The following is a 23,809-nucleotide window of genomic DNA, read 5'->3' on the forward strand; positions in this document are numbered from 1 at the left end:
GCGGGTGCAAAGGTAAGGGCTTTATTTTTAACTACCAAACTTTTTCGGAAGTTTTTTTTCAGTTTTTCTTTTTACTCGATTTCTCTGGGGCTCTCTATGCGAAAGGGAAAGAATGTATGAAAGAATAACTCTTGCCAATTTTCTTTGCGAATCGGACTGCAAAGATAAGAACTTTATTTATTATAATCCAAACTTTTTCGGAAGTTTTTTGTTCTTTTCTTTAAGTATAATTCCACTTTTTCACTAAGTCAATTTATCAAGGCTTTCTTCTCTTGGAAAGCGGGTGCAAAAGTACGCCCTTTTCGTATACACTCCAAATATATCAAACTATTTTTTCTAATTATTTTTGAATACATTTGCTAAAGTGCTGATGCATAACGATGTTGTAGAACATATTTTTTAAGCACGGGTAGATCGTGCGCGGAAACAAGAAGAGAACTATACATTATTATATCACACGCGAGCGGGCGAGCGTAAGGCAAAGATAAATTAAGAAGAAAATCATAAGAGAAAAGAGAAGTGCCATATAAAATATACCAAAACCGGATTATAAGACATGATGATTTTTGCATATACAGGATTATTCAATCAAGTATATGCAAAAAGAAATGAGGCAAACATACGTCAGGAAATGCAGAATTGAAATGCAACGACGATTTATTCCTCCATACGCAGGCTGACAAGTTCAATCCATTTCTTTAGGCTCAGATCGAGACCGCCTTTCTCCAATAAATGAAGGGCGCTACCATAATGAAGGGCGGCATCTTCCTTTACAGAATATATCTTGCAAGAAAGCTCACCGAGATAATACTTCAGGCGTGCCATCTGAATATAATCCAATAGGGTATAATCTTCTTCTACTGATAAACTAATCAATTCATTTATCAAGACATATGCCTGTTCGCATTCGGTACAGGTTAAATCAGAGAAAGATTTGTTCACAACAGGATGCTGCGATAGCTGAATGATGATACGATTAAAGTCTCCGCACATAGTTTATATGAATTACCACATCAGTTCCCGGTGGTGCGAGGTTTATATAAAAAGAGAACGTGGGAACTATCTACTTACGCCCTCCAAATGGTATCCGCTAAGACCCTTCCCAGATGCATAAGTGATAGCCCCACGCCCAATTGAGTATATAACAAAGTATATATACAAAAGATGCGTGAGACCCGACACTTATTACAATCCCCAGGAAAAAAATTAGCGGATTCTTTTGGAGAGATATATAATAAATAACCGTTCTCAATAAAATTATTAAAAAGCTACTTCCTTCGCTCGAAAGTAAACTATGACAAAAGTAGAAATAAATATCTATTAAACAAACAATTTTGACAGAAAAAAATATGCTTTATCAATTAATCTAGTCTATATCATATAAAAAAACACGAATCTGACATTCTACTAGAAACGATTTTTCATTTTCATTTCTCATGTTCTCATAACGCACATAATAATATCCTGTAAATCAAAGACATAACACTATGAGAAATAAAATAGAAAATAGCATTTCTCATAGTATTACCAGCATTTTGTCCATAAAACAACGCATTTCTCATACCTTTTCAAGGTATTTCTCATAGTATTTTAACCATTTATCCTATAAATTATCAAGCCAGATTCTAAGCTAAAGACCAAGTAGAATACCAGACTATACACTGCTTTACAATATATTACCAGTGCTTATTGAAAGTATATAGAGCGGACATTTGTATATTTTCCTACCTGCATCTGTATCGTTCCACTCCAGTGAACAGATCGTTCCACTCGAGTGGACGGTTCTTTTCACTCTAGTGCACAAGCCTGTTCACTGGAGTGGAACGATACAGATAGTAGTAGGAAGGAATGAAAATGATTAAGGAAAAACATAAAGATATAAGGTGAATGATACACAGGAAAGCAGTAAACAATAGGAAGTTGATTAATAAACGACATAAGGAAAGGAATAATCGCAAGTCCGGCGATAGTCCGGAAAAAGCTACAGCCATCATGCATGAGAAATGAGCAAAATAGATAAAAGGAATATGAGAATAAGATGAGAAATAATTTAAAACCTATGAGAAATGCATTATTTTTAGGTCTAAATGATGGAAATACTATGAGAAATACCATTCTACAGTTTATTTCTCATATCATTATATAATTGATTTACAATTAATTACCATATCGCTCATGAGAATATGAGAAATGAAAATGAAAAATCATTTGCAGGAAGGCTGAATTCAACGAAAGGTCATTTTTTAGGAAAGAGCAAAAAAGAAAGAGATAAATCAGGAATCCGGCCGAATCCATATACCGTATACCGACCGAGCAAAATTCCTTTTCAGTTGTTATTCATATATATCATAGTATACACAATAAAAGTCAATATCATGGAGAAGAATATTTTTCAGTTAGATAATGAGCAACTCAAAGAAATTGCCCGTTCATTCAAAGCAAAAGTAGAAGAGGGATTGAACACAGAAAATGCAGAGATACAATGCATTCCAACTTTTATCACTCCGAAAGCAAGTAGTATTAATGGTAAATCGTTAGTGCTTGATTTGGGAGGAACCAATTATCGGGTGGCAATCGTTGACTTCAGTAAAGTTCCTCCAACCATTCACCCCAACAATGGTTGGAAGAAAGACATGTCGGTTATGAAATCTCCCGGCTATACCCGCGAGGAGTTATTCAAAGAATTGGCAGACATGATTACCGGAATAAAACGGGAGAAAGAAATGCCAATCGGATATTGCTTTTCTTATCCGACAGAGTCTGTGCCAAGCGGAGATGCCAAACTCTTACGTTGGACAAAAGGAGTTGACATAAAAGAGATGATCGGAGAAGTGGTAGGGAAGCCTTTACTGGACTATCTAAACGAAAGAAATAAAATCAAGTTTACGAATATAAAAGTGCTTAATGACACCGTAGCCAGTTTATTTGCAGGACTTACCGACAGCAGTTACGATGCATATATAGGTCTGATTGTGGGAACAGGCACCAATATGGCTACTTTTATTCCGGCTGACAAAATTAAGAAGTTAAGCCCGTCACATAAGGTCGATGGCTTGATTCCTGTTAATCTGGAGTCGGGGAACTTTCATCCGCCATTCCTCACCGCAGTAGATAATACGGTAGATGTAATCTCCGACAATCCGGGAAGACAACGTTTCGAGAAAGCTGTATCCGGCATGTACTTGGGAGACATTCTAAAAGCGACTTTTCCTCTGGAAGAATTTGAAGAAAAATTCGATGCACAAAAGCTTACCTCTATCATGAACTATCCCGATATTTATAAAGATGTGTATGTGCAGGTGGCACAGTGGATATATGGCAGATCGGCGCAATTGGTTGCAGCTTCACTTACAGGGCTTATCATGTTGCTAAAGTCATACAATAAGGAGATAAGGAGAATTTGCCTGGTTGCCGAAGGAAGTCTTTTTTGGAGCAAGAACAGAAAAGATAAAAACTATAATATGATTGTCATGGAGAAATTACGGGAACTCTTCAGTTTATTTGGTTTGGAAGACGTAGAGATCGACATAAAAAGTATGAATAATGCCAATCTGATAGGAACAGGTATTGCGGCATTATCCTGACACGTTCCAATTTGTCATTGCACGGCAGGTCCTCAATCGGCCTGTTCATAAAAATTCGATGCTGTATCAAATTTACTGATACAGCATCGAACCTATTTCAAACTTATTAAATCCGGTTCAATATTTAGATAGAATATAGAACCTAAAGTACCTATTATTTGATCTTCAGTGCAAAACCACCTCCGGGTGCCAAATGAATCTTCAACTTACTGTCATTCTTTATCCGGAAAGATTCACATTTATAATCACGTCCAACCCGGTGGGCATTCACTCCATCCTTAAATAATGTAGCATCGTATGTCTTGTCGCCCAAGAAGGAACAATCTACTTCAATGTCACGTGCCGTCCAATCGGTAATTCCACCTACATACCAGACATTTCCTGCCCGGCGCGCCGTTACGATGTACTCTCCCATTTTGCCATCAAGCACGATACTTTCATCCCATACGGTCGGAATATTGGCAATAAATTCGGTTGATTCCGGTTCGCGCATATAGTTGCTTGGCGCATCGCACAGCATATTGAAAGGAGACTCGAATACCACATACAGAGCAAGTTGGCGACAGCGAGTTCCCTGGCTCATAGGTTCCGAGTTACAAGGATAATAGTTGCCTTTCGAAGCATTACGCATCGCGCCTTGGGTGTAATCCATCGGACCGGAAACCTGACGGGTGAAAGGCAACAGTACGTCATACTTCACCTGATCGACCGAAGCCGGACTCCATTTCATCTGTTCCAAGCCATTAACCCCTTCAAAGTTCAACACATTCGGATAAGTACGATTCAAGCCGGCCGGTTTATGCGTTCCATGCAAATCGAGAATCAATTTATATTTAGCACACATTTCGGCAGCCCGATAATTGAATGCTGTCATATACTGATCGTCACGATCCATAAAATCGACCTTAAAGCCTTTGACTCCCATGTCGGCAAAATAACGGCAAACGTTCTCCATATCACGATCGAAGGCATAATAACCAGCCCAAAGAATGATACCTACATTTTTGGAAGCTGCATAATCTACCAGTTCTTTCAGATTAATATCTTTTACTACTTGCATCAAATCCGCCTGCAGGTTGACTGCCCAACCTTCATCAAGGATTACATATTCTATTCCGTTTGCAGAAGCGAAATCAATATATGCTTTATAAGTCGGATTATTTACTCCGGTGATAAAATCAACGCCATCCAAGTTCCAGTTATTCCACCAATCCCATGCCACTTTACCGGGTTTGATCCATGAAATATCCGTCAGACGGGAAGGAGCAGCCAACAAATAGCTCAAGTTGCTTGCCGCCAAATCTTTATCGGAAGTGGTAACAATGCTCATTCGCCATGGAAAACTTCGGGGTTTATCTACTTTGGCAATGTAAGCTTCACGCTCTTTCACCAACATCTGAAGTTGATTGTGTCCGCCCTGCACTGTCTTCTTGGGATAGGGGGCGAATTTACCCGTCAATCGTTTTTCCCCTTCAGCAGCAGATAAATAGAGACCGGGATAATTCTCCAAACCGGATTCTGTGATACAAATCTTGACACCTTCACCAGCATCCACTACTAACGGCAGAAACATCAAACGTTTTTTATTCAGTTTCGATAATCGATCAGTAGTATAAGTGTTCTCGAAAGAATTGAAATATTGGGATTCGTAATCACCGTCTTTCCCCGCTTTTACATACGGAACAGAGGCTACCATATCGGACGGGAAACGGTAATCTACAGTTTCATCCACTACATTGAAAGGTTTCTTCGACCGGCTGACAAAGCGATATGCAATACCATCATTGTAAGCACGAAACTCTACGTTCCAATCTTTCTTAAACCGGAGAGTCAGTTCATTATAGTAATCTCTTAGCTCGTTGGCGCGATAGAAAGGAGAAGGAACCATCTGATCTACTTTTTTCCCGGAAGTGCCGGCCAACTTTGCTTTCTCTCCCCAAACTTCTCCATTATCCAATGTCATCGAAATCGGAGAAGAAGCCAGTATCTGACGTCCGTCACAATGGATGTCATAAGTCAACTTATCACCGACGGTAATAGTTGTTTGGAGTTTCCCATCCGGAGAGTTCAAGGTAAATTGTTTTTGTGCTTGTACCGTAAGCGTACATGCGACAACACATAGAAATAATAAAATCTTCAGTTTTTTCATGGCTTTAATTATAGTAGTTATCAAATTATAGAAGGACAATACAAAAATAAAATAATATATTATAGTAACCTATATGAAAACTAAAAAACAGAGATAAAAAAGACCGGTATTATTTCCGACCTTTTTCCTTTCCGATATCTCCAAAGACACTTTAGCTAGAAAAAATAAAGAAAAAAATCATCTCCTAATAACTAAATATGGAATAAAAAGTTATTTTTGCACCGTTTTTTTAAATTTTATCTTAACCTAGTATTATGTACAAAATTTTTCACGGCTTCCATCTAGTAGAGGCTTATCAGGATTTGAAAAAAGCCAAACGGTTGGCAAAAAATCAGACAGTAACCCGATGCATTAAGTTAACCGTAGCTATTACCCTCTCCCTTATTTTATGGCTCCTCCCTATTGACACATTTGGAATAGAAGGATTAACCGTCATAGAACAAAGACTTATTTCCATCTTTATTTTTGCCACACTGATGTGGGTATTCGAAGCTGTCCCTGCATGGACAACTTCCGTATTGATTGTTGTATTACTATTACTCACCGTTTCCGACAGTAGCTTATGGTTCCTCACACAAAATATTTCAGCTGATAAGTTAGGGCAGACAGTCAAGTATAAATCCATTATGCACTGCTTTGCCGATCCTATCATTATGCTATTTATAGGTGGGTTCATACTTGCCATCGCAGCAACCAAAAGCGGACTGGACGTATTGTTGGCACGCGTCATGCTGCGACCTTTCGGAACACAGTCACGCTATGTACTATTAGGATTCATTCTCGTTACAGCAGCCTTTTCAATGTTCCTTAGCAATACGGCTACAGCTGCCATGATGCTCACTTTCCTTACTCCTGTGTTAAAAGCACTGCCAGCAGACGGTAAAGGAAAAATAGGTCTGGCCATGGCTATTCCTGTAGCTGCCAATGTAGGCGGTATGGGAACTCCTATCGGCACTCCACCCAACGCCATTGCTTTAAAATACCTGAATGACCCGGAAGGGCTAAACTTAAACATCGGTTTCGGAGAGTGGATGAGTTTTATGTTGCCTTATACCATTATTGTATTATTTATTGCGTGGTTTATTCTCTTAAGACTATTCCCTTTTAAACAAAAAAATATCGAATTACAAATTGAAGGTGAAGCAAAAAAAGACTGGCGTTCCATTGTGGTTTATATCACTTTTGCTATCACTGTCGTCCTATGGATGTTTGACAAAGTGACAGGAGTGAATTCCAATGTAGTAGCCATGATTCCGGTAGCCGTATTCTGTATAACAGGGGTTATCACCAAACGTGACCTGGAAGAAATCAGTTGGAGTGTGCTCTGGATGGTAGCCGGTGGATTCGCACTGGGTGTTGCCTTACAGGAAACAGGACTGGCCAAACATATGATTGAAGCTATCCCCTTCAACACATGGCCTCCTGTACTAATGATTGTCGGCTCCGGACTGATTTGTTATGCCATGGCAAACTTCATCTCACATACGGCTACTGCGGCATTGCTCGTCCCTATTCTTGCTATTGCAGGAAGCAGCATGCGCGAAAACCTGTCTTCATTAGGTGGGGTAGAAACTTTATTGATCGGGGTAGCAATCGGATCATCATTAGCAATGATATTACCCATCAGTACCCCTCCCAACGCACTGGCACATGCCACGGGTATGATTCAGCAAAAAGATATGGAAAAAGTCGGCATAATTATGGGAATCATCGGACTAATACTGGGATATACCATGCTGATTATACTTGGCTCCAACAAATTACTATAAATAATTCCTTTCCCATAAAGACAAGCCCTGTGAGAAGAAAACATTCTTACAGGGCTTTTTGGTTAATCTGTCTCGTTTCGAAAATTGGTCGTCGAAGAAGCTCCCTCCTTTCCCGACTCTGCATACTTGCTTGGGCTTACATCGTAATACTTCTTAAATACCTCCCGGAAGTATTTCACATCCGAGAATCCAACAATATCAGAAACCTCCGTTACTGTATGTTCACCCTGTTTTAACAACTGTGCAGCATGTTGCAAACGTATCATCCGGATATAATCAGCCGGAGCATAACCGGTCAACGCTTTTAATTTATTAAAGAAACTTGTACGACTCATATGATGATGACTGCTAAGCATCTCCACATTAAAGCCCGGATCTCCCATGTTCTTCTCTATACATTCCTTAACTGAAGCTATAAATTTCCAATCCAAGGTATTAGCGCAATTAGCTGGTAAATCCTTCTCTTCATCTTCAATACTATTATAAACTTGACGGAGCAATGCACGATTCGCAAGTATGTTTTTAATAGTAACCTTAAGTATTCCCACACTAAAAGGTTTGGTGATATAAGCATCTGCTCCGATTTCCAGTCCTCCGAGTATATCTTTTTCATCCCCTAGTGCGGTCAGCAAAATGACTGGAATATGGGACATCTCAATATCACTCTTTATAGTTGAACATAGCTCATCCCCACTCATTTCGGGCATCATTATATCAGATATGACGAGATCCGGATTAAATTCCCGTATAATGACAAGTGCATCCTTTCCATTGGAACAAGACTGAACGTAATAACTCACGGCAAGCATATCAACAAGATAATTGCGCAAATCATCATTATCTTCCACTATCAAAACACGTTGCGAAGAATTGTTCATCTGTGGAGATTTCATGACCGGCAAATCCGGAGCCTCACCCGACATGGTAACTTCCGGACATTCATCCACCTCTTTAGGGGAAATGAATTTAGCCTTATGGAAATGTTTATTTCCTTTCAGAAAAGTTATCCGGACACAAGTACCCTGTTGTTCGGCACTTTGAATCTGAATCTTTCCCTTATGCAACCGGACCAGTTTATATACTAACATAAGCCCGATTCCACTACCCGTTACTTTCAGATTGACAACATTGCTACCTCTAAAATAGTTCCTGAATAATTTCTTCTGCTCACATGAAGGAATACCAATTCCTGTATCTTTCACTTCGATACTCCAAGTGGTTCCTTCCTCGTAAGCACAAATACACACACTGCCATTTTCCGGCGTGTATTTCAATGCATTGGACAAAATATTTTTTAGAATAGATCCCATCTTGTCACTATCAAACCACACATTTAAATAGTCAAAGTTACTTTCATAAACAAATTTGATATGTTTCATTTCGGCATATTTGCGGAAAGTAGCGCAAACATCATTCATATAAGAGTTCAGCTCATACTCTGATACATAAAGGGTAGAAGAGTAAATATCTATCCGCTCAAAGTTTATCAGGTTGGTCGTCAGTTGAAGCAATGTATTCACATTCCTAAGAGCCATATTTATATGAGGTAATGCCTTATCAGTCACCATATGATTTTCTACAACTTCCTCCAACGGTGCTTTTATCAATGTAAGCGGTGTACGTATGTCATGGGCCGTATTAATAAAGAACCGTGTTTTCTCATCCGATATCTTCTTTTGTTTGTGCAACATGATAATACGGAATATGATAATCATAACCAACACCAATAGAATTGCATACCCCACCATGGCCCACATACTGGCCCATACCGGAGGTGTAATAATGATCTGAATGCTCCTCGTCTCATAAGTCTTATATTTCTCCTCATTGGATATGGCACGAATTTGTAAAGTATAACTGCCGGGAGGCAAATTTCTGACAAGAATCCGGTTATCATGGCTCGGACGGCTCCATTCTTTATGATAACCGTCAATTTTCCATGAATAAAGAATATTGGACGGATAATCATAATTAATAGAAGCTACATCAAGAGAGAAAGTATTCTGTCCGTAGGCTAATTCAAGCTGCTCGGTTTCGTCAATATCCTGCTTTAAGGGAGATCCGTCATCACCCGGATAAACAGGATGATAGGCTATCATAAAATCACGCAGCAACAGACGTGAATAATGCGGCTCCGGTATCTGTATGTCTGTCGGGAACCTGATAGCACCGTCATTACCGCCAAAAACAAGCGTACTACTACTGTAGGCGGTGGCAGAGCCTGCATTAAAATTGACACTCATCAACCCCTGCTCCCGCGTCCAGTTGCGGAAGGAGTGTTCATTGGGTGAATAGATTGTAATACCGTTCTCCGTTCCCATCAGGAGGCTGCCGTCCTGACGTGGAAGAATCGTATAAATATTGTCGGAAATCAGCGCACAGTTGTCAGCCCGATACTGATGAATAAATTTCCCTTCATTGCTATCATAAACTAGAAGTCCGGCTCCACGGGTACCAATATACAGGATGCCGTTTTCCCTCTGGTATAATGCACATATGTAAAGAGACTCAATAGGCAAGTCAATATATTGGTAAACTCCAGATTTCTTATCAAGCTGATAAAGCCCCATTCTCGTACCAATCCACATCTGCCGGGCATCTTTCTCCAGAATGGTGGTGATGGAACTTACCCCCGGATACAAACGTACACTTTTAGTCTCAAGATTGATACGTTTTAAATTATAATATCCACCAGACCAAATATCACCGTTCGAATCCTTTTTAATATCAAAAATATATTGGTCGGGGCGTATTCCTGCAATAGAAGCAGGAGAAAAACAACTTATTTTAAACCCTTTTTTTTCTATCTTATAAATATTGGAGGTAAAACCACCAGCCCATATCACACCGGGAGAGACTTCACACAGTGCTAAGAAGATGTGATTCTCATCATCCGGTACCGGATCAAAAGAACTAAAAAAGGAGTGCCACTCTTTTGTACCGGTCTGATAGAGACTGATACCATTACTGGTAGCAAACCAAAGATCGCCGTCACTATCCTCCATCACATCATGAACCTGATCGTTCACCAGTGACCGGTTGTTTCCGAGAGAATGTTTTATCAGGTCGTAACTCTGATAACGGTTATTACGGATTGTAATACCAGTGGGATAATTAGCAAGCCAGATACGCTCTTCTTCATCCACATAAATGTCATTGATATTGTTTCCATTCATCCCATTATAGCTACTATAATCAGCCGTTATATATGGTTCACTCAGGCAGGTATTCACATCTAATTTATATACACCTTTTCCACCTGTAGCCACTAGCAATTCATGAGCATTCAATGAAACAATCCGGTTAATCTCTACATTGTTTGGTGAATGACAGGAAGTGATTTTTCCCGATTCCCCCATATCATACACAAGTATTCCGTCTTTATAGCCTCCTATAAACAATTGTTTTGAAATAGCGTGATAATAGAGTTCATGTACCGGTGTAACTATACTTTCCACGACTTCATCGGAAACCAACTTCAGTTTCCCCTCTTCTACTCCAACATGAAACAGACCGCTTCCCGTACCGATAAAGAAATGGTTGCCCTCCGTCTGTTCGATAGCAGTTATTTCCCCGTGGACCGGCATTACCATATCCTGCGTTGTGCCAGTACGGATATTATACCAAGTAATGGTGTCTTTATAACACAACCAGACATGATCATTTTTATCCAGATAACCGTAATTAAGAAATGCCTGAGATTTATTTCTAATCAGCTTCGGATGTATGTAGGCCAGCTCGAATTTATCATGTTGTGAATCATACCTGAAAATACGCCCTTTTTGACCAATCACCCATAACCTATCCTTTCTGTCCATATAAAGCCAGCTCAAGGCAATCCGCGAGTCCAACTTCATGCTGTTGTCGGAAAAGGTGTAATGCTTGATATGTTTGCCGTCATAACGGTCTACCCCTTCCTGAGTCAAGAACCACATATACCCTCTTCGGTCTTTCTGGATATGGTATATTTTCTGATTGTTCAAACCATCTTCCAGCCCTATGTACTTATAAATCTGCCCCTTGCTTACAGTACCATTAATGAGAAGGATTATAAACAACAAATACCTTCTCATTTTTATAAAACTATCCATGCCTTTCACAAATATTCCAAAAACTCCCTGCAAAAATATGAAAAAATTAATAAAAACACAATATGATAAATGTATTTATATTTCAACTGATAATTAAATTAATCCTCATGTATACAGGTGGAGTTTATTGAACAGTGTAAAGAAGAACCTGAAATTTATATCGTTTTCAATATTCCTAAAGTTTCCAAAACACACAAAATAAATAGAAAGCTATCCTAATATTATTAAAATAGCCTTCTATTCAGATATCATTTATTTATCAATACAATTGTTACGCTTTCTTTCCCTAAACAAAAAGCTTTAGCCTTTATCAATGGAGCATCGCATTTTATCGGTTCTTTCCATACTACAGAATTTTCATTAGGCTCATTACCGTCAGTGGTATACCGGATTACCACATTTGGATTGGTTGTATTAGCCAGTAATAATCCATCCCTTACAATAATACCGGGAGGAGATATCCGGAAATTAATTCCCCGCTTTGCCAGACGAGGCAATTCATAATTTACAATACCGGCATTATATTTCCGTTTGGCATCCATATATATCTTGTTGTCCGAAGATAATGCCCACGATGGTTGAGCATTCCAAGCGCGCTCTGCCAGCCCGAAGACTTTCGGGAAAAGATAATATTCTATCTGTTCAAAACTACGGATTGTCTCCGACCAGATTTGTCCGGACAAACCTTTAATATTCTGACAGCCCTCTTTTGTCAAGGGTTGTTTACCGTTTGAGGCAGTTTTTACATCCACAGGTTCACCCTTCAAATTCCGCCGTAAAGACTTATAAATATCAAAAGGCAACATATCAAACGTTACATACTCATCTACGTAACCGCCCCAACGCAATCCCGGCTCTTCCACATGATAACAATAGGCCATATCCAAATAGAAATTACCCACATTACAGAGTATAATAGGATAGCCCGCATTTGCTAACTTATACGGAACTTCATCCCCACCTTGTTCCGGAATTGTATTCCAGCAATAATTCAAGACCTTACTATTTCTGAAGTGTTCGTTCACGGTGTTATCCGGATTCATAACAATATCCTGCCATCCAACCGCCTGTATATTACGTTTATCCAACATTTCCAGAATTTGCTCCAGAAAATAATCTTTCAAATCCCGTATCTTAGTCAGTCCATGTTCTTTCATAAAAGTACAGCAGATAGCGGAACCTTCCCAAATACCTTCCGGCACTTCATCACCACCTACATGGAAAGCAGGCAATTCTACTCCCGCATCCTGATACATCCGCCCGATTTCATCAATCACTTTTTCAAGAAAACGGTATGTAGAAGGCATTGCGACATTAATGACATTATCTGTGAAATTTTGTGCCGATAGATATTGGGAAGTATCTGCAAAGTCAATCAAAAGATATTCTTCCGCTTTCGACTGATCCTTACCCATATATTTCCGGTGACGGGCATTCATGGCTTTTATTGCTGCCCGTGAATGGCCGGGAATATCTATTTCAGGAATAATCCTGATATGCCTTTCTTTTGCATATTTCAAAATATCCATAAAGTCACTGCGGGAATAATACCCATTAGCCAATGAGGTGGTATCTGCCTCATTCCATCCCCAGGCATATGCAGGATAAAGACATGTCTGTTCATCTGTGGTATGTCCTCTGAGAGAAGCTGTTGCTGTCAATTCCTCCAATCCGGGTATTTCCACACGCCAAGCCTCATCATCACTCAAATGCAGGTGCAGTACATTCATTTTATAGAATGACAATATATCTATCAGTTTCAGTAAATCCGTCTTCTTTGTAAAATTGCGGGCTACATCCAGCATGATTCCCCGATGTCCCATGTCCGGATAATCGGTAATATGAAGATTAGGAAGCGGAGAGGAAGCTAGTTTCATGTTATCCAATAAAGCAACCAATGTCTGGCCAGCATTAAATATGCCATGCGCATCATTAGCTTTCAAAGTCAGCAGATTATTCTTTATCACAATTTCGTAATACTCATCGGGATACTGGCAGGTGGCAGGAAGCTCTGTTTTCTTCAATTCAATGATTGTTTCTTCACCTTTGTCAGAAACGATACATCCAAACAGTGAAGTCAATTGCTTTTTCAACAAAAGAGCTTCTTCTTTAAATACACCGTCAAACTTCAGACCGACCTTTGGAGAGAAAGTAGAAACACCACCCGTCTTCTCTACTTTTTTAGGAGTAGGAAAGAGAGAAAGCATATCACAATCTACAGGCTTGCTGAAATCATCATTCTGCTTATACAAATAATTTCCATCTGCATAGGGAAAACTGTTCTTCGAACTAATCCATTGAGCATCGGGTCTAAAAAGCCCGATCTCAATCGGAATATTTTGCGGCTGCAACATTTTCCCTTTTTCATCGGTAGCTACAATATAAGCCCCTTCAGGAACCGAAGACACATTAATCACATTTCCTTCACTCATTATAGTAAAAGAGAGTGTTTCACCCGGTGCCAACGCCTGATAGTGTTCAGTAGGATACATTTTATAGTAAGTCGAACCGATACATTCAATTTCCAACGGTGCATTAACAGGTTGCTGATAATAAATTGGCGTCTGATTAAAATAGATCACCCAATTATCAGCCAGAGCTTTATTCCCGTTATTCGTCAAACAGAATGTATTCTTAAAATATCTGGCTTCCACACTATCTTTTTCCAGTTTCCATGTTAAAGAGAGCTGTGAGGAAGGGGGCTGTTTACCAGCCCCACAACCAAACAAGCATATCCCCAACATCATTATCCATATATTCCTCATAGTTATCATAAGGGAATTATTTAGTTAATGAACGAATACATTCCACTTCTTCTATTGAATAAGGTGTCCCATCGCCACGGAAAATATCATGGAACCACAAGGACGGTTCAGCTACGTCAGGCAACGGAGTATCCCATGCAAAGATTGTATTTGTCTTTCCGGCTACAAGTCCCCAGTTGATTGCACCAATATTTTCTTTCTTCAGCATTGGCATGATATCCTGAAAAGTACTGTTTTGAGTACGTGCCATATATTCCGTGCAAATCATCGGACGCCCATATTGCTTCAACGTGTCAATGAGCTGTCGATGCGAATCCAAACCTTCATATGTGTGATAGGTTATCACGTCCGAATTTTCCAACTGAAACTTATTCAAATTAGTCAAACTCATATCCCAGACTCCGGCCGACAAAGGTTGCGACGGGTTAACCGTTCGTCCCCACGTAAATATCTTCTGCAATAACGGCAGACTTCTTTCACCGTATCTATATCCACCCGAACCACCGGGCTCATTATATAGATCCCACAACACAATTCTCTTATCATCCTTAAAGGTGGTAAGAATGTCTTTCACATAATTCTCCAAGACCGGAAGTATCACTGCCGTATCACCTTTATAATACAGATCCCCCGGATCACGCGCCCATCCCGAATTATGTACTCCCGGTTGTGGTTCCGGTTGTTTTCCTGCCTGGTAAGTAGGATTCCAGCAATCATCCAAAAAGACAAAGATGGTAGAGATATGATGCTTATCGGCAATAGTAAGGTATTCATTAAGACGTTTCTTAAAACCTTCCTGATCCGTTTCCCAAACCAGATGGTGCAAATATACACGCATACAATTCATTCCGATGTCTTCTGCCCAGCCTAGTTCACGGTCAATAGTCACCGGATCAAAAGTATCAGCCTGCCACATCTCCAATTGGTTGATTGCCGTGCTCGGAATAAAATCACACCCACGGAGCCATCCCCATTGTTGATACCATTCATTAGCCTGCTCTTTTGTCCAGATTTCACGAACAGAGACTGTTTTCTGACTGCAGGCAATTAACATAATACCAATAAAAAACGAGAGTAATATCTTTTTCATAATCGAATTTTACTTTATCTAATTAGAAACCTTTATTCATTTTCTCCATGTAAATATGACCATATCCCCCGGTTCAACCACTATCGTAGAACCGTCCGGACTTACAGTTGAACCATCCTTCAGCACTCTGCTTACAGAACCGTCCACATCAATTGCCAGATTCATCACATTACGAAAATCCTTATTTACAACTACAAGATACTGGTTATTATCTTTCTCCAATACAGAAACAACAGCACCCGTATCACTCGTTGTCAATGATTTTATAGGGGCCGGCAAACTTCCCAACACTGTAGTTCCTTCCGGTATTTCACTTCCGGTATGAGACACTGAAATAACCTGCGCTCCCAAGAATATACCTGCAAGCTGTTGCACCTCCTGATTGACAGTCTTGACCAAATCATATACTTCGGTCGGCTCATCATGTTGAAGTCCGCGATAAGTAAAATACTGGATTGCCTGTGCACCGTAAGCCAGATCGCTGAAAACTTGTAATCTCAACTCGGGCAATGTCGGTATTTTATAAAAATGAGTTTCATCCAGTTTATGGGAAAGCGCAAGTGCAAACGCCCAAAAAGGTTTATTACTCTCTTTGGCAGCCGCTGATATTTCTTCCAAATTCCGATACCAGTCCGGGCGGACAATGCTGGGAGCACCATTTATAGATACAATAGGATAATTGTCAAAGGATATAAACGGTACAGGCACCTGCTCTATAAACGACTTTACATTTTCAGAATAAAGTTCTTTTCCCCAGGCCCAGTTGGGGTACAGATTTATATAACAAGGATGATGACTGTCGATGGTTTTAATCTTCTTCACCAATTCGCCCAAGCCCGGCAAATCATTCACTTCCGGTTCATCCTTCAAATGATAGGCATACAAAGCCGGATGGTTCATCATTGCTTTTACAACCTCTTCAGCAGTAGCAACAGACAAAAGGTCTTTACAAGAAGTTATCATTTTCACTCCGGTTTTCTGTGCAGCGTCAAGCGCCTTCAATGTTGTCTCCAAATCATCATACCATCCCAGATAAATATTAATGCCGGATGCTTTCATTACCGGAAATTTCTCCAACGACTTGTCCGCTTCCACCCCAGTCCATGCTATAATCGGGAACTCCCCATCAGTTGTAGGGATATAGGAGTTGCCCTGAACAATCTCTATTTCCTGTGTCTTCACCCCATTAGGTACCACACGAAATACAGCCGTACGTCCGGCTCCCGCATTCGCACTTGCAGTAATTGTCACTTTTCCGTTCCCGCTCCCTTTAGTCGGAGAAATGGTAGCCCAAGACTGATCGGTCTCGTTAACAAATTTCCACTCCGTATTAGACTTTATCGAATAAACTTCCGTAAACCCGTCATTGCTGATCTGCAACTTCCCCAAATCTCCGGAAATAGAGAAAGAGGCTTTCTCCGGATCCATCGAACAAGACATCAATACCATTGGCAACATCGAAAAAAAGAATGCAACCAACAACTTCTTACTATATGCTTTCATTGATATATACATAATTCTATTGAATATTAAATTAAAGACTATTAATATTGATTCTCTCTTAATTATAAGGAGTCAATCGTATCACTTCTTTGGCTTTATCAATATGTATCGTATAAAGTCCGGCTTTAAAATCAGGACCCGGAATTAGATCACCGGGAGCATTTCTTGTTATCAAGTTAACAGGCTCCACTGTATATAAATTCTTTGTATCCTCCTCTTGTGCCCAACCATATCCTCTATAAAATTTAAATCCCATCGTTTGGTCAATGTATACGACTGCTTCAAAAGTACTTGCACCGACCTTTTTAAAGAAGAACCATTGGTGAGGATATGCGAAGTCCCAAGCAAGCGTAGCCACATAAGGTTCACGTGGAAAGCCAACTCCAGTACCAAGAATATACATCACCTCCGGATAGAAAACATCCCGCGGCCGTTCCATATACATGAAACCATTTGATGTATTATATTTCAAGTTATAAAGTACCGACGGACCATCGAATTTTGCTTTACTCCCTGAAACATCTTTAAAAAATTCGGGCCGGAGCATATTGGTGACATCACTGCCAAAACCTATAAAATTAATCTTGGCACTCTCTACCAATTCAATATCCAACTGAATATATCCGCCTCCCACATCAAAGAATCGGGACTTGTCAATATCAATGCTATATGCCAGTGTCTTATCGGTCGAGAAACTCAACATATCAAAAGTGATATTCTCCAATATATAACTCCCCACCTTAGGAGTCGGAATCGAAGTAGCTGTATCATCAGTCACAATCGAAATCTTATTGTCCGAATACCCCCATACCAAACCGGAATAATCAGGTTTATTGTTTACTATCTTTTCGGCAACTTTAAAATGGTCTCCAATTCCAGTCAAATCCGCTGCACTCGTCCGGAAACTATAATCCGTTTCATTCTGATTCTCCTTGTCCATTTCATACACATTTCCCAAATCATCAACAAGGTATAATTTGGAAGGTGTTTCCGGACGGGTCACCGCCACACTTGCGGCCTCATCCAAGGTCAGGGTCGATTCATTGCCTCCTAAATCATTTACAGCTTTGATGGTTACCACAGGACGTCCGTTCTGAAAACCGGCAACAAAGGGCAAAGTTGCTTCCTCTTCAATAACTACAGAACGTCCGCTCAATCCCTTGGACAAGTTCAAAATCTCGGCTCCATCCATTGTTACCAGTAATTGGAATGAAACCAGATCATTATACTCATCACTTATCTGTGCGGTGAATTTAACTTTATCACCAGCCGCCACAACCGTTTCACCATTCACTCCCCGCAATACAGCATTTTCTATTTTAGGTTTTGAAGGCGTAGGCCACTCCGGCCATTCACTTGGCTTACTAATATCATCTTTTGCACACGAAAAGAGCAGTAACGATGATATGAATAGTACGTATATCTTTTTCATTTTTCTTAAGATCTCTAGTTTAACAATCATGAATGACGACATTAATTGCGAGCTGCCGCAAGATCTGCTTTCCATCCCTCACGCTCAAATGTCTGTACCAGCACTTTTCCATAAGATTCCGAAGCTTGCTGAACCGCATAATTGGGAATAGGCACATATTGATGTGTAGGAGCCACTCCTTTTATCTTCGCCGTACGCTGTGCATATTGATTAAACCGGATGAGGTCTATTTTACGCATTCCTTCATACAACATTTCATGTCCTCTTTCGGTAAGTAAAGCATCCAGGAAAGCTTCGGCACTAGCTGTTGCCGATGCCGGAAGATCATCCAGTCCGGCGCGTTTACGCACTTCATTCACTGCAGCAACAGCGTCAGCAGACGGAGCAGCATTGTTTTTACGAACTTCAGCTTCCGCATACATCAACAAGACATCCGCCCAACGGGCCAACGGTATATCAGTCCCCTGAAAAGCCGTAGCCGTTTCAACCGGGAATTTATTAATTATAAATCCGTCCCATGTGGTTGTATTCCGGTCAATCCAAGTTCCGGCTGTCGTATAATATTTAGTCAGGATGACATCACGACGCTTATCCGAAGGATCATACGTATCCCAGAATTTCGGAGACACGTTAAAGGTTTGTCCCCATCCCTGCCCTTGCAGATAAAAAGGAGTGGGATTTCCCTGATCGTCCACTCTCGCCGCATTATCAGGAGTAGCGAGCATCATCAGCGGATTAAAATTACCGGACTTATTCGTACCATCCGCCGTTTCATCACAACTGACAGCCATAATCACTTCCGAATTGAAATTATTGGCATTTTTAAATTGCTCGATATAAGGATTATCTCCTTTTTTGAAAAGGCTATACCGCCCCTTCAACTCGCTATACATATCAATCGCTTTCTGATAATAACCGGACATATAATAACCTTCATTCAAGCAATGCCGCATGATGCACACACGTGCATAGTCCTTATTGTAACGTCCTTGTTCCGGCTGAGTATCTGCAATATACTGATAAGCATAATCAAAATCAGCCATAATCCATTCCGTCATTTGCTGCAATGTCGGACGTACCAGATTCTCCAGTTTTGAAGGATTAATCAGATCGTTCGGATCAACAATCAAAGGAACAGGTCCATATACATGCAATAAATAATACATCATCAATCCCCGGCAAAGACGGGCTTCGGCAATAAACTCCCTTTTACGTTCCTCGGAAACGACCTCGGTAGAAGCCTTCTCCAAAGTTCCAATCACATTGGTGAAGTAGGAAATCTCACTTACTTTCGGAAAATGATTCGGCCTTTCGTCACTTAACGTACCACTCGTATAATAGACACACTGACTGAAATCGGCTTTGGAAAGGAAGTAGTATCCACCTCCCCAACCATTATTCCACACCGCCATCTCATCGGTCGGATAATCAAAGAATTTCAGTACGCCTCCGGCAGGTATATACCAACCATGCTGGTTGCCACTCGTACCGGCACCAATCCAATAGGTCCATGTAGTAGTAAAAGGCATATAGCAGGTCATCATAAATGATTCGTATTCGGCTTCAGTCACCGGATAATTAGAAACATTCAATGTGCCATACATCTTCGGATCAAAATTATCCTCACAACTGCACATGATAAATGCAATCATGATAAATACTTTAAATAATTTATTCTTGCTCATATTTTCAATTTTTTCTTTCGTTACAGGTTCTCTTAAAAACATATTTTTGCTCCGAAGGAGTATGTTCTTGTCATCGGATATTCCGCCTTGGAGCCGTCGCCACCCGTCTTTATTTCAGGATCGACCCCAACAAACTTGGTAAAAGTCAACGGATTCTGACAATCAATAAAAACACGGATAGAACTTACATAATCACCTATTCTTCCCAGCTTCTTCCCCGAGAGATTATATCCTAGAGTAATATTCCTGACACGTACGAACGAAGCATTCTGATAATCTTCTTCAAACCCTACGTTACCGGGCAAAGCGACAGCCTTTGTCGAAGCAATACCACGCCGGTTTCCATTCTGGTTCGTTTGAGAGTTCCAGATAGTATATACATATTTGTTCGAGTTCTTCGGGCTTGTGTAATACACATCTCCGACAAGCGCCCAACGATATGCATAATTATAACGTGTACGCCCGAATTGTCCATACATAAATATATCCAGATCGAAATCTTTGTATACGAACGTATTTCCAAATCCGATGTGAATTTTCGGAAGTGTATTCCGCATCTTTACATCATCAATCGTTATTTTATTATCCCCATTCGCGTCCTTTATAATCGGATAGCCGGGTTGTTGCGCATCTGCCGGTAAAGATTTCTGCGATTCGGGCATATTGCTTTTATCTATATTGATTATGCCTTCCGTTTCATAATAGTAATAAGCATTCACCGGCTCGTTTTTACGGATTCGATATTCTTCATAATAATAATTGGGCATCCGTTCTTTCCAAACGGCATTATGATGTGATAAGGTCAATTGTGACGTCCACTTAAACACACGGGGGATTTCATAGTTTAGTGAATTGATAGTTGCATCCCATCCATAACGTACATAATGTCCATAATTCATCGGGACGGAAGATGTCATACTAAGCGGAGAGGAAGAATCATATCCCAGCAAGTTGGTCACATCATTACGAAACATATCGAAACTTCCCCAGATTCTATCCTTCAACACAGAAAAGTCTACACCTATATTCTTCATGGTAGTCTTTTCCCAAGTTACATTCGGGTAATCAGGACCGCTAAGCAGATAGGGTACATAAGTCACTGAATTGTTAGAGAACTTGATGTATTGGGCTGCCAGACTGAAAGTTCCATAAAGTGAACTGCCCAAGTTGTCATTACCTGTCTGTCCATAACTGCCACGAATCTTCAACTGGTCAATCCATGATATATGCTTCATAAACGGTTCGTTAGATAATTTCCAGGCTAATGACACTGAAGGGAAATAGGCATATTTCTTTCCCGGAAAAAATTTGTCCGTTCCATCCCGGCGGATAGTAGCCGCAACCACATACCTGTCAAGCAAATCCACACTTGCCCTGGCAAATTGAGAACGACGTTCGTCGGCTGCCCTGAAAGAAGTCGGATAGAAAGCACCTTCCGCAGCTTCCACTTTATCAGCCGCAATGTGATCGTTAATCTGCTCGTAGTCAAGTTCAAGTCCATTTGAATCGTTTGTATATCTTCCCATACCCACTACGGCATCAACACGCAACAAATCTCCAAACTGCTTTTTGAAAGTCAGCGTACCTTCCATGGTTTGGTTTCTACGCTCAACATATCCCAGATGTCCTCTCGATTTATACATATCCATAAAATAAATATCAGAAGGAATATAAAGGTTACGATTAGCATTCTCCTTATTGATACCATACATCAAACGGAACGACAGCATATCCTTGATTATATCCACATCGGCAGCAAAGTTTAGATAATAACCGCTCGTTTTGGTGCGGTCGCTCACTTTTACCATTTCTGCAGGATTGGGATAGTTCGAATATAAAGTAGGATTTCCTGCCGCATCCCTGATCGGCAAATAAGAAGGATAAGTCAATGCCGATTGGATAGCATCATAACCATTACCACCACCTCCACCACCGGAAGTTGAGTTTGTATATTCATTCTCATTTACATTGACAATTGCAGTCAACTTAAGAAATGGAAGCAATTGTGAAGATATGTTCGTCCGAAGAGCATAACGCTCCATTGCAGAGTTTTCTACCGTACCTTCCTGTTTATAATAGTTTCCGGACAAGTAATATTTCAGAAGTTTAGATCCTCCTGTAATTGTGATGTTATGGTTATTGATACTACCATCTTTCAACACACAATCCAGCCAGTCTGTTGTTTGAGCGGCAGCTATCTGTTGAGGTGAGAATTGAGGCACCCATTTATTATCAAAAGGTTTATCGCCATAGGGATACATGCCGTTCGTAAATAAATAGTTTTCTTTATTGAAAATGTTAGCAACATTCATATATTCCTCTCCGCTCAAAGGCTCCAGATACGGATAGTTTTTCACAATAGAATAATTTCCTTCATAAGTGATTTGTGGACGGGTTTCAGTACCTTTCTTCGTGGTGATTAATACGACTCCATTGGCCGCGCCAATTCCATAAATGGAGGCAGAGGCATCCTTTAATACTTCAATAGATTCAATATCAGCAGGATTAAGTCCGGCCAACCCCGAACGACTGATCGAATTAGGCATGACCTGATTTCCGTTTCCAACCTCTAAAGAGGTGGAAGGCATCATCACTCCATCCACAATAAATATAGGAGTTCCTGCACCACGAATTGAAAGATCAACTGCTCCACCCGGTTGTGGACTTGTTAATGTAGCCTCCAGTCCGGCGGCCCGCCCAAGCAGCATCTGTGACATATTGCTTGTTGCGGCTCTTGATATTTTTTCTGTTTTGACCGTTGCAATAGAAGTGGTCAGATTCTTACGGGTGGTCGTTCCATAACCTACCACAACAACCTCATCCAATTGTTTTGAATCCTCTTTCATCGTCACGTTCAACGTCATCGGCCTGGTTATTTTCTGCGTATATGTAGTGTAACCTATTGAAGTAAATTTCAGTGTCGAACCTTCCGGAACCTGCAACTGATAATTGCCGTCTATACCGGTGATGGTTCCTTGAGTCACCCCCTCTATCATCACAGTCACTCCCGGAAGAGTCTCTCCAGATTCGTCCACGACCTTTCCTGTCACCTTGACTGTCGGCTTGTTATCCTGCTGTTGAGATGAAACCTTGTTTAATACAATCTGGCGTTTTTCAATCGTATAAGATACTCCTTCGCCTTTAAAAAGTTTATCCAGTACCAGAGTCATCAGTTCATTCTTCACAGAAATGCTTACTATACGGCTAACATCAACAATATCTTTGTTATACAGGAAGCGATATTCTGTCTGATTTTCGATACTAGTCAAGACCTCCTCTACAGTCACGTTCTTCAGTCGTAATGTAATTTTGGCGGATTGTGCAAGGATAGGTATACTGACGGCTTGCAGAGCTATACAAAACAACCATATAGCACAAATTCTCCCCATTTTTACATTCGCAGGTACATTAATTCTCTTTTTCATTTTTCTAATTGAAATAAGTTTCATACCTTTACATGTTTGGTTATTGGTTCTACAAATAAGTTGATTAACGAATAACTGAATCTTTGGAAAGGAAGGTGAGTCAGACCTTCCTTTTTTATCAGTTTTTTCGGAAGTAAGATTCACTGATTATGTCTTTCCCATGGCTTGTATTATTTAAAGGTTAATAAATGTGTTTTTCTCTCGTAGCTATCAATAAGACGTTTCTAAAAATAAAAGCCACATTCCATATCACATTATTTTTTCATCCTGACTATTTTTTCATCAAACTATCGTTTATCCCAAATAATCTTTCTAT

General features: G+C 40.2%; 11 protein-coding genes. 2 read left to right on the top strand and 9 right to left on the bottom strand.

Annotated features, from left to right (window positions below; translation table 11 throughout):
- Window positions 1–657: 657 nt before the first annotated feature.
- Window positions 658–993: a hypothetical protein gene (locus tag I2I13_RS20660; RefSeq protein ID WP_004327208.1), complete on the bottom strand. Its 336-nt coding sequence runs from the start codon at window positions 991–993 to the stop codon at window positions 658–660.
- Window positions 994–2,375: 1,382 nt separating this feature from the next.
- Here I2I13_RS20660 and I2I13_RS20665 point away from each other — a divergent pair.
- Complete coding sequence (locus I2I13_RS20665) at window positions 2,376–3,584, top strand: hexokinase (protein WP_195650391.1); 1,209 nt, start codon at window positions 2,376–2,378, stop codon at window positions 3,582–3,584.
- 154 nt (window positions 3,585–3,738) lie between these two features.
- Here the strand turns inward: I2I13_RS20665 and I2I13_RS20670 are convergent, their stop codons facing one another.
- Window positions 3,739–5,733, bottom strand: coding sequence for a glycoside hydrolase family 97 protein (locus I2I13_RS20670; RefSeq protein ID WP_195650392.1), 1,995 nt, complete (start codon window positions 5,731–5,733; stop codon window positions 3,739–3,741).
- A gap of 254 nt (window positions 5,734–5,987) precedes the next feature.
- On the opposite strand from I2I13_RS20670, the gene I2I13_RS20675 reads away from it, so the two are divergent.
- A complete protein-coding gene (locus tag I2I13_RS20675; RefSeq protein WP_195650393.1) occupies window positions 5,988–7,502 on the top strand; it encodes an SLC13 family permease in 1,515 nt (504 codons plus the stop codon).
- Between the two features lie 62 nt (window positions 7,503–7,564).
- Here the strand turns inward: I2I13_RS20675 and I2I13_RS20680 are convergent, their stop codons facing one another.
- From I2I13_RS20680 to I2I13_RS20710, 7 genes are all read right to left on the bottom strand, one after another.
- Complete coding sequence (locus tag I2I13_RS20680; protein WP_195650394.1) at window positions 7,565–11,593, bottom strand: hybrid sensor histidine kinase/response regulator transcription factor; 4,029 nt, start codon at window positions 11,591–11,593, stop codon at window positions 7,565–7,567.
- Window positions 11,594–11,841: 248 nt separating this feature from the next.
- Window positions 11,842–14,367 carry a family 20 glycosylhydrolase gene (locus I2I13_RS20685; RefSeq protein WP_195650395.1) on the bottom strand — a complete coding sequence of 842 codons (2,526 nt, stop codon included), beginning with the start codon at window positions 14,365–14,367 and terminating at the stop codon, window positions 11,842–11,844.
- 7 nt (window positions 14,368–14,374) lie between these two features.
- Window positions 14,375–15,448 carry a cellulase family glycosylhydrolase gene (locus I2I13_RS20690; protein WP_195650396.1) on the bottom strand — a complete coding sequence of 358 codons (1,074 nt, stop codon included), beginning with the start codon at window positions 15,446–15,448 and terminating at the stop codon, window positions 14,375–14,377.
- A 36-nt stretch (window positions 15,449–15,484) separates the two neighbouring features.
- Complete coding sequence (locus I2I13_RS20695) at window positions 15,485–16,963, bottom strand: BACON domain-containing protein (RefSeq protein ID WP_195650397.1); 1,479 nt, start codon at window positions 16,961–16,963, stop codon at window positions 15,485–15,487.
- 46 nt (window positions 16,964–17,009) lie between these two features.
- Window positions 17,010–18,425: a DUF5125 domain-containing protein gene (locus tag I2I13_RS20700; protein WP_195650414.1), complete on the bottom strand. Its 1,416-nt coding sequence runs from the start codon at window positions 18,423–18,425 to the stop codon at window positions 17,010–17,012.
- Window positions 18,425–20,068 (bottom strand): RagB/SusD family nutrient uptake outer membrane protein, encoded by a 1,644-nt coding sequence (locus I2I13_RS20705; RefSeq protein ID WP_229128686.1) that lies wholly within the window; start codon window positions 20,066–20,068, stop codon window positions 18,425–18,427. The genes I2I13_RS20700 and I2I13_RS20705 overlap by 1 nt, the downstream gene beginning before the upstream one ends.
- Before the next feature lie 32 nt (window positions 20,069–20,100).
- Window positions 20,101–23,517: a SusC/RagA family TonB-linked outer membrane protein gene (locus I2I13_RS20710; RefSeq protein WP_148367146.1), complete on the bottom strand. Its 3,417-nt coding sequence runs from the start codon at window positions 23,515–23,517 to the stop codon at window positions 20,101–20,103.
- Between the last annotated feature and the right edge of the window lie 292 nt (window positions 23,518–23,809).

Origin of the sequence: Bacteroides sp. D55t1_190419_B8 (genome assembly GCF_015558905.1) — a bacterium.
GTDB lineage: Bacteria > Bacteroidota > Bacteroidia > Bacteroidales > Bacteroidaceae > Bacteroides > Bacteroides vicugnae.

Coding starts and splice junctions, on each gene's coding strand:
- I2I13_RS20660 (WP_004327208.1), bottom strand. CDS start 993: ATGTGCGGAGACTTTAATCGTATCATCATTCAGCTATCGCAGCATCCT.
- I2I13_RS20665 (WP_195650391.1), top strand. CDS start 2,376: ATGGAGAAGAATATTTTTCAGTTAGATAATGAGCAACTCAAAGAAATT.
- I2I13_RS20670 (WP_195650392.1), bottom strand. CDS start 5,733: ATGAAAAAACTGAAGATTTTATTATTTCTATGTGTTGTCGCATGTACG.
- I2I13_RS20675 (WP_195650393.1), top strand. CDS start 5,988: ATGTACAAAATTTTTCACGGCTTCCATCTAGTAGAGGCTTATCAGGAT.
- I2I13_RS20680 (WP_195650394.1), bottom strand. CDS start 11,593: ATGGATAGTTTTATAAAAATGAGAAGGTATTTGTTGTTTATAATCCTT.
- I2I13_RS20685 (WP_195650395.1), bottom strand. CDS start 14,367: ATGATAACTATGAGGAATATATGGATAATGATGTTGGGGATATGCTTG.
- I2I13_RS20690 (WP_195650396.1), bottom strand. CDS start 15,448: ATGAAAAAGATATTACTCTCGTTTTTTATTGGTATTATGTTAATTGCC.
- I2I13_RS20695 (WP_195650397.1), bottom strand. CDS start 16,963: ATGTATATATCAATGAAAGCATATAGTAAGAAGTTGTTGGTTGCATTC.
- I2I13_RS20700 (WP_195650414.1), bottom strand. CDS start 18,425: ATGTCGTCATTCATGATTGTTAAACTAGAGATCTTAAGAAAAATGAAA.
- I2I13_RS20705 (WP_229128686.1), bottom strand. CDS start 20,068: ATGAGCAAGAATAAATTATTTAAAGTATTTATCATGATTGCATTTATC.
- I2I13_RS20710 (WP_148367146.1), bottom strand. CDS start 23,517: ATGAAACTTATTTCAATTAGAAAAATGAAAAAGAGAATTAATGTACCT.